This window comes from Streptomyces sp. CB03234, from assembly GCF_001905885.1.
Lineage (GTDB): Bacteria > Actinomycetota > Actinomycetes > Streptomycetales > Streptomycetaceae > Streptomyces.
Window position 1 is genome coordinate 104109 of record NZ_LIYH01000002.1, and the last position, 12363, is coordinate 116471.

At 69.8% G+C, this 12363-nt stretch carries 11 protein-coding genes; all 11 read left to right on the top strand.

Annotated elements, in window-relative coordinates; translation table 11 throughout:
* The first annotated feature begins 1 nt into the window (after position 1).
* The 11 genes from AMK26_RS07225 to nuoL are packed head-to-tail and all read left to right on the top strand — an operon-like array spanning position 2 to position 12362.
* The gene (locus AMK26_RS07225; protein WP_073753330.1) at positions 2-556 is read left to right on the top strand and encodes a NuoB/complex I 20 kDa subunit family protein; all 555 of its coding nucleotides are present in this window, start codon (positions 2-4) and stop codon (positions 554-556) included.
* Entirely contained in the window at positions 553-1281 is a 729-nt protein-coding gene (locus AMK26_RS07230) for an NADH-quinone oxidoreductase subunit C (protein WP_073753332.1), read from the top strand. The genes AMK26_RS07225 and AMK26_RS07230 overlap by 4 nt, the downstream gene beginning before the upstream one ends.
* On the top strand, positions 1278-2600 hold the full coding sequence (locus AMK26_RS07235; RefSeq protein ID WP_073753334.1) for an NADH-quinone oxidoreductase subunit D: 1323 nt from the start codon (positions 1278-1280) through the stop codon (positions 2598-2600). The genes AMK26_RS07230 and AMK26_RS07235 overlap by 4 nt, the downstream gene beginning before the upstream one ends.
* Before the next feature lie 20 nt (positions 2601-2620).
* Complete coding sequence (nuoE, locus tag AMK26_RS07240; protein ID WP_107420889.1) at positions 2621-3463, top strand: NADH-quinone oxidoreductase subunit NuoE; 843 nt, start codon at positions 2621-2623, stop codon at positions 3461-3463.
* Positions 3463-4806: an NADH-quinone oxidoreductase subunit NuoF gene (gene nuoF / locus AMK26_RS07245; RefSeq protein WP_073753338.1), complete on the top strand. Its 1344-nt coding sequence runs from the start codon at positions 3463-3465 to the stop codon at positions 4804-4806. The genes nuoE and nuoF overlap by 1 nt, the downstream gene beginning before the upstream one ends.
* Complete coding sequence (locus AMK26_RS07250) at positions 4803-7301, top strand: NADH-quinone oxidoreductase subunit G (RefSeq protein ID WP_073753340.1); 2499 nt, start codon at positions 4803-4805, stop codon at positions 7299-7301. Before nuoF ends, AMK26_RS07250 begins: the two co-directional genes overlap by 4 nt.
* Entirely contained in the window at positions 7298-8656 is a 1359-nt protein-coding gene (gene nuoH, locus AMK26_RS07255) for an NADH-quinone oxidoreductase subunit NuoH (RefSeq protein ID WP_073753342.1), read from the top strand. Before AMK26_RS07250 ends, nuoH begins: the two co-directional genes overlap by 4 nt.
* The gene (gene nuoI / locus AMK26_RS07260) at positions 8649-9272 is read left to right on the top strand and encodes an NADH-quinone oxidoreductase subunit NuoI (protein ID WP_073753344.1); all 624 of its coding nucleotides are present in this window, start codon (positions 8649-8651) and stop codon (positions 9270-9272) included. The genes nuoH and nuoI overlap by 8 nt, the downstream gene beginning before the upstream one ends.
* Entirely contained in the window at positions 9269-10111 is an 843-nt protein-coding gene (locus AMK26_RS07265; protein ID WP_073753346.1) for an NADH-quinone oxidoreductase subunit J, read from the top strand. The genes nuoI and AMK26_RS07265 overlap by 4 nt, the downstream gene beginning before the upstream one ends.
* Positions 10108-10407, top strand: a complete 300-nt coding sequence (nuoK, locus tag AMK26_RS07270) for an NADH-quinone oxidoreductase subunit NuoK (RefSeq protein WP_073753348.1) — start codon at positions 10108-10110, stop codon at positions 10405-10407. The genes AMK26_RS07265 and nuoK overlap by 4 nt, the downstream gene beginning before the upstream one ends.
* Before the next feature lie 14 nt (positions 10408-10421).
* Complete coding sequence (nuoL, locus tag AMK26_RS07275; RefSeq protein WP_073753350.1) at positions 10422-12362, top strand: NADH-quinone oxidoreductase subunit L; 1941 nt, start codon at positions 10422-10424, stop codon at positions 12360-12362.
* The last annotated feature ends 1 nt before the right edge of the window (position 12363 follow it).

Here is a 12363-nt window from a genome sequence, read left to right on the forward strand (position 1 = left end):
AATGGGACTCGAAGAGAAGCTGCCGAGCGGTTTTCTGCTGACGACCGTCGAACAGGCCGCGGGCTGGGTGCGCAAGGCGTCCGTCTTCCCCGCGACCTTCGGCCTCGCCTGCTGCGCCATCGAGATGATGACGACCGGCGCCGGGCGGTACGACCTGGCGCGCTTCGGCATGGAGGTCTTCCGCGGCTCACCGCGCCAGGCCGACCTGATGATCGTGGCGGGCCGGGTGAGCCAGAAGATGGCGCCCGTCCTGCGCCAGGTCTACGACCAGATGCCCAACCCCAAGTGGGTGATCTCGATGGGGGTTTGCGCCTCATCGGGTGGGATGTTCAACAATTACGCGATTGTGCAGGGCGTCGACCACATTGTTCCCGTTGACATCTATTTGCCGGGCTGCCCGCCGCGTCCGGAGATGCTGATGGACGCGATCCTCAAGCTCCACCAGAAGATCCAGAGCTCCAAGCTCGGCGTCAACGCCCAGGAAGCGGCCCGCGAGGCGGAACAGGCCGCGCTCAAGGCGCTGCCCACGATCGAGATGAAGGGGCTGCTGAGGTGACCGATCAGCCGAATCCCGAGAAGGACCTCAGCGCGCAGAACCTGCCCGGCCAGCGCGGTGACAGCGGCGAGGAGGTACGCGTCCAGCGCGGCATGTTCGGCGCGAACAACGGCGGCGACACCTCCGGCTACGGCGGCCTCGTCCGCTCCATCCGCCTGCCGGGGCCGGCCACCCGTCCGTACGGTGGCTGGTTCGACGAGGTCGCCGACGAGCTCGAAGGCGCCCTGGAGGAGCAGGGGCTCGTCCCCGAGAACGCCATCGAGAAGACGGTCGTCGACCGCGGCGAGCTGACCTTCCACATCGCCCGCGAGCACCTCGTGCGCGTCGCCCGCACCCTGCGCGACGACCCCGCCCTGCGCTTCGAGCTGTGTACGGGCGTCTCCGGCGTCCACTACCTGGGCGACAAGGGCCGCGAGCTGCACGCGGTGTACCACCTGCGCTCGCTCACCCACGGCCGGCTGATCCGGCTGGAGGTCTCCGCCCCGGACTCCGACCCGCACGTCCCGTCGCTCGTCGCGGTCTACCCGACCAACGACTGGCACGAGCGCGAGACGTACGACTTCTTCGGCCTGATCTTCGACGGCCACCCCGCCCTGACCCGGATCATGATGCCGGACGACTGGCAGGGCTTCCCGCAGCGCAAGGACTACCCCCTCGGCGGCATCCCCGTCGAGTACAAGGGCGCCCAGATCCCGGCTCCGGACCAGCGGAGGTCGTACTCGTGACCACCCCTTCTGCAAGCGCGCGCGAGACCACCGAGGGCACCGTCTACACGGTCACCGGCGGTGACTGGGACGAGGTCGTCCAGTCCGCGGCCAAGGCCGACGACGAGCGGATCGTCGTCAACATGGGGCCCCAGCACCCGTCCACCCACGGCGTGCTCCGGCTCATCCTGGAGATCGACGGCGAGACCGTCACCGAGGCCCGCTGCGGCATCGGCTACCTCCACACCGGGATCGAGAAGAACCTCGAATACCGGACCTGGACGCAGGGCACCACCTTCGTCACGCGCATGGATTACCTGACGCCGTTCTTCAACGAGGCGGCGTACTGCCTGGGCGTGGAGAAGCTCCTCGGCATCGAGGACCAGATCCCCGACCGGGCCACGATCATCCGCGTCCTGCTGATGGAGCTCAACCGGCTCTCCTCCCACCTGGTGTGCATCGCCACCGGCGGCATGGAGCTGGGCGCCACCACGATCATGATCTACGGCTTCCGGGACCGCGAGATGATCCTGGACCTGTACGAGCTGATCACCGGGCTGCGCATGAACCACGCGTTCATCCGCCCCGGCGGCCTCGCCCAGGACCTGCCGCCCGGCGCCATCGACCAGCTTCGCGAGTTCGTGAAGACGATGAAGAAGAACCTGCCGGAGTACGACAAGCTCGCCACCGGCAACCCCATCTTCAAGGCCCGGATGCAGGACATCGGCTACCTGGACCTGGCCGGCTGCATGGCCCTCGGCGCCACCGGCCCCATCCTGCGCTCCGCCGGTCTCCCGCACGACCTGCGCAAGACCGACCCGTACTGCGGCTACGAGACGTACGACTTCGACGTCCCGACCGCCGACACCTGCGACGCGTACGGCCGCTTCCTCATCCGGCTGGAGGAGATGCGCCAGTCGCTGCGGATCGTCGAGCAGTGCCTGGAGCGGCTGGCGCCGGGGCCGGTGATGGTCGCCGACAAGAAGATCGCCTGGCCCGCGCAGCTGGCCCTCGGCCCGGACGGGCTCGGCAACTCCCTCGACCACATCAAGAAGATCATGGGCACCTCCATGGAGGCCCTGATCCACCACTTCAAGCTGGTGACGGAGGGCTTCCGGGTGCCGCCGGGACAGTCGTACACGGCGGTCGAATCGCCCAAGGGCGAGCTGGGTGTCCATGTCGTGAGCGACGGCGGCACCCGCCCCTACCGGGTCCACTTCCGCGACCCGTCGTTCACCAACCTGCAGGCCATGGCGGCGATGTGCGAGGGCGGCCAGGTCGCCGACGTCATCGTCGCCGTCGCGTCCATCGACCCCGTGATGGGAGGCGTCGACCGGTAATGACAGACGTCAGCTTGGGGATGCCGCAGCTCCCCGCCCCCGATTACCCGGCCGATGTGCGCGCCCGGCTCGAAGCCGACGCCCGGGAGGTCATCGCCCGCTACCCCGACAGCCGGTCCGCGCTGCTGCCGCTGCTGCACCTGGTGCAGTCGGAGGAGGGGTACGTGACCCGGACCGGCATGCGGTTCTGCGCCGACATGCTGGGCCTGACCACCGCCGAGGTCACCGCCGTCGCGACCTTCTACACCATGTACCGGCGTAAGCCGAGCGGCGACTACCAGGTCGGGGTGTGCACCAACACCCTGTGCGCGGTCATGGGCGGCGACGCGATCTTCGAGGAGCTTCAGGAGCACCTCGGCGTCGGCAACAACGAGACGACGCCGGACGGCAAGGTCACCCTCGAACACATCGAGTGCAACGCGGCCTGCGACTTCGCGCCCGTGGTGATGGTCAACTGGGAGTTCTTCGACAACCAGACGCCCGAGTCCGCCAAGCGCCTCGTCGACGACCTGCGCGCCGGCCGCCCTGTCGAACCGACACGCGGCGCGCCCCTGTGCACGTACAAGGAGACGGCCCGCATCCTGGCCGGTTTCCCCGACGAGCGCCCCGGCGCGGTCGAGGCGACCGGTGGCGCGGGGCCCGCCTCGCTGATCGGCCTGAAGCTCGCCAAGGGCGAGGCCGTGCCCGGCGCCCGCGTGGTCCACCCACGCGGTGAGGCCCCGCAGGACGAGCCCACACCCGGCTCGGGGCACCTCAGCTCGCACGACGCGCCGCAGCCGACGTCGGCCTCGGACCCGCAGCACCCGTCCGGGCCGGTCGGCCCGGACGGCCAGGCCCGCTCGGTCACCGAGGAGGGGGAGTGATGACGTTGGCACCCGAGATGACCAGCCCGGAGAAGCTGCTGGCACCGGTCCTGTCCGCGTTCTGGGACCAGCCGAACTCCTGGACGCTGGAGACCTACAAGCGGCACGAGGGGTACGAGGGGCTGAAGAAGGCCCTCGCCATGACGCCCGACGACCTCATCGCGTACGTCAAGGACTCCGGCCTGCGCGGCCGTGGCGGCGCGGGCTTCCCCACCGGGATGAAGTGGCAGTTCATCCCCCAGGGCGACGGCAAGCCTCACTATCTTGTTGTCAACGCCGACGAGTCGGAGCCCGGGACCTGCAAGGACATCCCGCTCCTGTTCGCCAACCCGCACTCCCTCATCGAGGGGATCGTGATCGCGTGCTACGCGATCAGGTCGAACCACGCCTTCATCTATCTGCGCGGTGAGGTCGTGCCCGTGCTGCGCAGGCTGCACGAAGCCGTGCGTGAGGCGTACGCGGCGGGCTACCTCGGCACGGACATCCTCGGCAGCGGACTCGACCTCGAACTCACCGTGCACGCGGGCGCCGGCGCGTACATCTGCGGTGAGGAGACGGCGCTGCTCGACTCGCTCGAAGGCCGCCGTGGCCAGCCCCGGCTGCGTCCCCCCTTCCCCGCGGTCGCCGGTCTGTACGCGTGCCCCACTGTGGTGAACAACGTCGAGTCGATCGCCTCGGTTCCCGCGATCCTGAACCGGGGCAAGGACTGGTTCCGGTCGATGGGCAGCGAGAAGTCCCCCGGCTTCACGCTCTACTCGCTCAGCGGCCATGTCGCCTCGCCCGGCCAGTACGAGGCGCCGCTCGGCATCACCCTGCGCCAGCTGCTCGACATGAGCGGCGGCATGCGGCCCGGCCACCGGCTGAAGTTCTGGACGCCCGGCGGCTCGTCGACCCCGATGTTCACCGACGAGCACCTCGACGTCCCCCTCGACTACGAGGGCGTCGGCGCGGCCGGCTCGATGCTCGGCACCAAGGCCCTGCAGTGCTTCGACGAGACGACGTGCGTGGTGCGGGCGGTCACCCGGTGGACCGAGTTCTACGCCCACGAGTCGTGCGGCAAGTGCACGCCCTGCCGTGAAGGAACGTACTGGCTTGTGCAGTTGCTGCGGGACATCGAGGCCGGCAAGGGCACGCTGGGCGACCTCGACAAGCTCAACGACATCGCCGACAACATCAACGGCAAGTCGTTCTGCGCCCTCGGTGACGGCGCCGCCTCGCCGATCTTCTCGTCGCTGAAGTACTTCCGCGGGGAGTACGAGCAGCACATCACGGGCAAGGGCTGTCCCTTCGACCCGGCCAAGTCGACCGCCTGGGCGGACAACCACGTGGAGGTGACGGCGTGACCGTCATGGCATCCGGCCCCGCCGGGGGCGGCAGCGCGGCCGTCCCACCCGAAGACCTGGTCACCCTGACCATCGACGGGATCGAGATCTCCGTCCCCAAGGGGACGCTGGTCATCCGCGCCGCCGAGCAGCTCGGCATCGAGATCCCCCGGTTCTGCGACCATCCGCTGCTCGACCCGGCCGGCGCCTGTCGGCAGTGCATCGTCGAGGTCGAGGGCCAGCGCAAGCCGATGGCGTCCTGCACCATCACCTGCACCGACGGCATGGTCGTCAAGTCGCAGCTCACCTCGCCCGTCGCCGAGAAGGCCCAGGTGGGGGTGATGGAGCTGCTGCTCATCAACCACCCGCTGGACTGCCCGGTCTGCGACAAGGGCGGCGAGTGCCCGCTGCAGAACCAGGCCATGTCCCACGGCCAGGCCGACTCCCGCTTCGAGGGAAAGAAGCGGACGTTCGAGAAGCCGGTGCCGATCTCCACGCAGGTGCTGCTCGACCGCGAGCGGTGCGTGCTGTGCGCGCGCTGCACCCGGTTCTCCAACCAGGTCGCGGGCGACCCGATGATCGAGCTGCTCGAGCGCGGTGCGCTCCAGCAGGTCGGTACGGGGGAGGGCGACCCCTTCGAGTCGTACTTCTCCGGCAACACCATCCAGATCTGCCCGGTCGGCGCGCTGACCTCGGCGGCGTACCGGTTCCGCTCCCGCCCCTTCGACCTGGTCTCGTCGCCGAGCGTCTGTGAGCACTGCGCGGGCGGCTGCGCCACGCGCACCGACCACCGGCGCGGCAAGGTCATGCGGCGGCTCGCGATGAACGACCCGGAGGTCAACGAGGAGTGGCTGTGCGACAAGGGGCGGTTCGCGTTCCGGTACGCGCAGCAGCGTGACCGGCTCACGACCCCGCTGGTGCGCAGCTCCGAGACGGGCGAGCTGGAGCCCGCTTCCTGGCCGGAGGCCCTGGAGGCGGCGGCGCGTGGGCTGGTGAAGGGCCGCACGGGCGTCCTGACCGGCGGGCGGCTGACGGTGGAGGACGCGTACGCGTACGCCAAGTTCGCCCGCGTCGCCCTCGACACGAACGACATCGACTTCCGCGCGCGGACGCACAGCAGCGAGGAGGCCGACTTCCTGGCCGCCCGGGTCGCGGGCCGTGGCCGGGACCTGGACGGGCGAGGGGTCACGTACACCTCCCTGGAGAAGGCCCCGGCGGTGCTGCTGGTCGGTCTTGAGGCGGAGGAGGAGGCGCCGGGCGTCTTCCTGCGGCTGCGCAAGGCGTGGCGCAAGCGGGGCCAGCGGACGTACGCGCTTGCCCCGTTCGCCACCCGGGGCCTTCAGAAGGCGGGCGGCACGCTGCTGCCGGCCGCGCCCGGGACGGAGGCCGAGTGGCTGGACGCGCTGGCCTCGGGGACAGGGCTGGACGCGGACGGGTCGGCGGCCGCCCAGGCGCTGCGGGAGCCCGGCGCGGTGATCGTGGTCGGTGAGCGGCCGGCGGGAGTGCCGGGCGCGCTGACCGCGGCCGTGCGCGCCGCGGCGGCGACGGGGGCGGAGCTGGTGTGGATCCCGCGCCGGGCCGGTGAGCGCGGCGCGGTGTGGGCGGGCGCGATCCCGTCGTTGCTGCCGGGCGGGCGGCCCGCGACCGATCCACGCGCGCGTGACGAGGTCGCCGCCGCCTGGGGCGTACGGGAGCTGCCGCACCGGTACGGGCGCGACACGGGCCAGACCGTGGAGGCCGCGGCCACCGGCGAGCTGGGCGCGCTGCTCGTCGCGGGCGTCGAGGTCGCCGACCTGCCGGATGCGGCACGCGCGCGTGAGGCCCTGGACGCGGCGTTCGTGGTGTCGCTGGAGCTGCGGCCCGGCGAGGTCACCGACCGGGCGGACGTGGTCCTCCCGGTGGCCGCGGTCGCCGAGAAGCCCGGCACCTTCCTCAACTGGGAGGGCAGGGTGCGGATGTTCGAGGCCGCGCTGAAGCCGGAGCACATGACGCGGACGCTCGCCCCGGCGGACGCGCGGGTGCTGCACATGCTGGCCGACGCCATGGACGTACCTTTCGCCTTGCCGGACGTGAAGGCCGTACGCCGTGAGATGGACCGGCTCGGCGCCTGGGACGGGACACCGGCGGGCGACCCGGTGGGGTCCGCCGTACCGCTGCCCCGCGCGGGCGAGGGCGAGGCGGTGCTGGCCGGCCACCGGATGCTGCTGGACCTGGGCCTCCTCCAGGAGGGCGACGAGGCCCTGGCGGGTACCCGCCACGCCTCGGTGGCCCGCCTGTCGGCGGCCACGGCGGCGGAGACGGGCGTCAAGGACGGCGACCTGCTGTCGGTGACCGGCCCGGCGGGCTCCGTCGAACTGCCGCTGCAGGTGACCGACATGCCCGACCGGGTGGTCTGGCTGCCGCTCAAGTCCACCCCGGGCGGCGTCCTGTCCGCCATGGGCACGGCCCCCGGCCGACTGGTCCGCCTTTCCCCGACGACCCCGAGCTCCGCGGCCCCCACGGAGGTGGAGGCATGATCCCGTACACCCTGGCGGTGGAAGACCTGTCCATGTTCGGCCGCGACCCCTGGTGGCTCGTGGCGATCAAGGCGGTCTTCTGCTTCGCCTTCCTGATGATCACCGTGCTGTTCGCCATCGTGTGGGAGCGCAAGGTCGTCGCCTGGATGCAGCTCCGCATCGGCCCCAACCGGCACGGCCCCTGGGGTCTGCTCCAGTCCCTCGCGGACGGCATCAAACTGATGCTGAAGGAGGACGTGGTCGTCAAACGGGCCGACAAGGCCGTCTACATCCTCGCCCCGATCATCGCCGCCATCCCCGCGTTCATGGCGATCGCGGTGATTCCCTTCGGCCCGGCCGGCAACGAGGTGTCGATCTTCGGGCAGCGCACCACGATGCAGCTGACCGACCTGCCGATCGCGATGCTCTACATCCTCGCGGTGGCCTCCGTCGGCATCTACGGCATCGTGCTGGCCGGCTGGTCGTCCGGCTCGACCTACCCGCTCCTCGGCGGCCTGCGCTCGTGCGCGCAGATGATCAGCTACGAGATCGCGATGGGCGCCGCCTTCGCGTCCGTCTTCCTCTACTCCGGGTCGATGTCGACCTCGGCGATCGTCGAGGCGCAGGCGGACCGCTGGTACATCATCCTGCTGCCGGTCTCCTTCATCATCTACATCGTCACGATGGTCGGTGAGGTCAACCGCGCCCCGTTCGACATGCCCGAGTCCGAGGGCGACCTGGTCGGCGGCTTCAACACCGAGTACAGCTCCATCAAGTTCGCGATGTTCATGCTCGCCGAGTACGTGAACATGGTGACCGTCTCGGCGGTGTCGGTGACGCTGTTCCTCGGCGGCTGGCGGGCCCCGTACCCGATCTCCACTCTCTGGGAGGGCGCGAACCACGGCTGGTGGCCGATGCTCTGGTTCGTCGTCAAGGTGCAGCTGCTGCTGTTCTTCTTCATCTGGCTGCGCGGCACGCTGCCCCGCGTCCGCTACGACCAGCTGATGAAGCTCGGCTGGAAGGTCCTCATCCCCGTGTCGGTCGTCTGGCTGATGCTGGTCGCCACCGTGCGGGCGCTGCGGAACGAGAACTACGACTTCCAGGAGATCGTGCTGTACGTCGCGGGCGCGGTCATCGTGGTGCTCCTGCTCTCCTTCGTCGTCGACATCTTCCGCGACAAGAAGGCCGAGCAGGAGGCGGAGGCGGCCGCTCCGCCCGGCGAGTTCGACCCGATGGCCGGCGGGTTCCCGGTACCGCCGCTGCCCGGTCAGACCCTGCCGCCGGTGCCCCGGCGACGGCCGCGCTCCGAGCGCGAGTTGATTGTCAGTGGTGGAAGCAATACTGACAGTGACGGAAAGGAGGTCGACGGTGTCTGACAGCAACTTCCAGAATCCGGTGGCCGGCTTCGGCGTGACCTTCAAGGCCATGTTCAAGAAGCGGCTGACCGAGCAGTACCCGGAGCAGCAGAAGACGACGGCGCCGCGCTTCCACGGCCGGCACCAGCTCAACCGGCACCCGGACGGCCTGGAGAAGTGCGTCGGCTGCGAGCTGTGCGCCTGGGCCTGCCCGGCCGACGCCATCTACGTGGAGGGCGCGGACAACACGGACGAGGAGCGCTACTCGCCGGGTGAGCGGTACGGCCGCGTCTACCAGATCAACTACGCCCGCTGCATCTTCTGCGGACTGTGCATCGAGGCCTGCCCGACCCGGGCGCTGACGATGACGAACGAGTTCGAGCTGGCCGACACCTCCCGCGCGAACCTGATCTTCACGAAGGAGCAGCTCCTCGCGGGCCTGGACGAGGGCATGGTCGACACGCCCCACGCCATCTTCCCGGGCATGACGGAGCAGGACTACTACCGGGGCCTGGTCACCGAGGCCGCGCCCGGCACGGTCCGGCAGGCGGCCGTGAGCAAGGACCAGAAGCCCCAGGAGGGTGCCTCGGACTTCGGTGAGGGCGAGCCCGCCTCGGAGAAGGTGATCGGGGCATGAGCGCACTCGCCACCACGCTGGCCGCCTCCACCACGTCCACGGGTGAGGCCGTGCAGTTCTGGGTGCTCGGCACCATCGCCGTCGTCGGCGCGCTGGGCACCATCCTGATGAAGAAGGCCGTGCACAGTGCGCTGAGCCTGGCCGCGACGATGATCATCCTGGCGGTGTTCTACCTCGCCAACGGGGCGTACTTCCTGGGTGTCGTGCAGATCATCGTCTACACCGGCGCCATCATGATGCTTTTCCTCTTCGTCGTCATGCTCGTCGGCGTCACGGCCGCCGACTCGCTGAAGGAGACCATCAAGGGGCAGCGCTGGCTGGCCGCCGCCTGCGGGCTCGGCTTCGGCATCCTCCTGGTCGCCGGGCTGGGCAGGGCCTCGCTGGACACCTTCGACGGCCTCGGCACGGCGAACGCCGGGGGCAATGTGGAGGGCATCGCGGCACTCCTCTTCACCAGGTACGTCTTCGCCTTCGAGATCACCGGCGCGCTGCTGATCACCGCGACAGTCGGCGCGATGGTGCTGACGCACCGCGAGCGGACCGAGCGGGCCCGTACCCAGCGGGAGATGTCCGAGCAGCGCGTACGGGAGGGGAAGCAGCTGCCGCCGCTGCCCGCGCCCGGGGTCTACGCCCGGCACAACGCGGTGGACATCGCGGGTCTGCTGCCCGACGGCACGCCGTCCGAGCTCACCGTCAGCAAGACGCTGCGGGCGCGCGGCCAGATCCGTGATGTGTCGCGGCAGGCGCTGGAGGACCTCAAGGCGCTGGAGCAGCGCGCGGAGGAGCGCCTGGGGCGTGGCCACGAGGCCTCGGACCGTGAGGAGGAGAACGCGCAGTGAATCCGGTCAACTACCTGTACCTGGCCGCCCTGTTGTTCACGATCGGTGCGGCCGGGGTGCTGATCCGGCGGAACGCGATCGTGGTGTTCATGTGTGTCGAGCTGATGCTCAACGCCTGCAACCTCACGCTCGTCGCCTTCTCCCGTATGCACGGCAATCTCGACGGCCAGATCATCGCCTTCTTCACGATGGTCGTCGCCGCCGCGGAGGTCGTGGTCGGGCTCGCGATCATCGTGTCGCTGTTCCGTTCCCGCCACTCGGCCTCGGTCGACGACGCCAGCCTGATGAAGCTGTAAGGGGTCGCTGAATCGTGGAGAATCTGATCGCGCTGCTCGTCGCGGCGCCTCTGCTGGGAGCGGCCGTCCTGCTGTGCGGCGGCCGTCGGCTGGACCGGGCCGGGCACTGGCTCGGCACCCTGCTCGCCGCCGCCTCCTTCGCCATCGGGGCGGTGCTCTTCTTCGACATGCTGGGCAAGGGCGCCGAGGAACGGGCGCTGCACCAGCACCTGTTCAGCTGGGTGCCGGTGGAGAGCTTCCGGGCGGACATCGCCTTCCAGCTCGACCAGCTGTCGATGACGTTCGTCCTGCTCATCACCGGTGTCGGCACGCTCATCCATGTGTACTCGATCGGGTACATGGCGCACGACGAGCGCCGGCGCCGCTTCTTCGGCTACCTGAACCTGTTCCTCGCGGCGATGCTGCTGCTGGTCCTGGCCGACAACTACCTGCTGCTGTACTTCGGCTGGGAGGGCGTCGGTCTGGCGTCCTACCTGCTGATCGGTTTCTGGCAGCACAAGCCCAGCGCGGCCACCGCCGCGAAGAAGGCCTTCCTGGTCAACCGGGTCGGCGACATGGGCCTGTCCATCGCCATCATGCTGATGTTCACCACCTTCGGGACGTTCACCTTCGGGCCGGTGCTCTCGGCGACGGGCGAGACGTCCGAGGGGATGCTGACGGCCATCGGGCTGATGCTGCTGCTCGCCGCCTGCGGCAAGTCGGCGCAGGTGCCGCTGCAGTCCTGGCTGGGTGACGCGATGGAGGGCCCGACCCCGGTCTCGGCCCTGATCCACGCGGCCACGATGGTGACCGCGGGCGTCTACCTGATCACCCGCTCGGGCGCGATCTTCAACGCCGCGCCGGACGCGCAACTGGCGGTCGTGGTGGTCGGCGCGGTCACGCTCCTCTTCGGTGCGATCGTCGGTTGCGCCAAGGACGACATCAAGAAGGCGCTGGCCGGTTCGACGATGTCGCAGATCGGCTACATGATCCTGGCGGCCGGGCTCGGCCCGATCGGGTACGCCTTCGCGATCATGCACCTGGTGACGCACGGCTTCTTCAAGGCGGGGCTGTTCCTCGGCGCCGGGTCGGTCATGCACGGCATGAACGACGAGGTCGACATGAGGAAGTACGGCGGGCTGCGGAAGTACATGCCGGTCACCTTCGTCACCTTCGGGCTCGGGTACCTGGCGATCATCGGCTTCCCGGGGCTGTCCGGGTTCTGGTCCAAGGACAAGATCATCGAGGCGGCCTTCGCCAAGGGCGGTACGGAGGGCTGGATCCTCGGCGGGGTCGCCCTGCTGGGCGCGGGCATCACCGCGTACTACATGACCCGCGTGATGATCATGACGTTCTTCGGCGAGAAGCGCTGGCAGCCCGCCCCCGACCCCGACACGGCGCCCAGCGTGGAGCCGGGCATCGAGGTCCACCCCGGCGAGATGCCGCACCCGCACGAGTCCCCGAAGTCCATGACGATCCCGATGATCCTGCTGGCCTTCGGGTCGGTCTTCGCGGGCGCGCTCTTCTCGCTCAACAGCGCGTTCGTCAACTGGCTGAAGCCCGTCACCGAGTTCGAGCACGGGCACCCGCCGATCAGCGCGGGCGCGGTGACCGCGTCCACGGTCGTCGTCCTGCTCATCGGCGTCGGCATCGCGTACGCGCAGTACGGCCGCCGGCCCGTGCCGGTCGTCGCCCCGCGCGGCTCGCTGCTCACCCGCGCCGCCCGGCGCGACCTCCTCCAGGACGACTTCAACCACATCGTCCTGGTCCGCGGCGGAGAGCACCTCACCCGCTCGCTGGTCTACATGGACCACACCCTGGTCGACGGGGTGGTCAACGGCACCGCCGCCTCCGTCGGCGGACTGTCCGGCCGGCTGCGCCTGTTGCAGAACGGCTTCGCCCGCTCCTACGCGGTCTCGATGTTCGGAGGTACGGCGGTGCTGATCGCCGCGACCCTGCTGATGAGGGGAGTGTGAG

What these genes read in the sequence shown, in the direction of transcription:
- AMK26_RS07225 (WP_073753330.1), top strand. Translation starts at nt 2, where the DNA reads ATGGGACTCGAAGAGAAGCTGCCGAGCGGTTTTCTGCTGACGACCGTC.
- nuoE (WP_107420889.1), top strand. Translation starts at nt 2,621, where the DNA reads ATGCCGCAGCTCCCCGCCCCCGATTACCCGGCCGATGTGCGCGCCCGG.
- nuoF (WP_073753338.1), top strand. Translation starts at nt 3,463, where the DNA reads ATGACGTTGGCACCCGAGATGACCAGCCCGGAGAAGCTGCTGGCACCG.
- nuoH (WP_073753342.1), top strand. Translation starts at nt 7,298, where the DNA reads ATGATCCCGTACACCCTGGCGGTGGAAGACCTGTCCATGTTCGGCCGC.
- AMK26_RS07265 (WP_073753346.1), top strand. Translation starts at nt 9,269, where the DNA reads ATGAGCGCACTCGCCACCACGCTGGCCGCCTCCACCACGTCCACGGGT.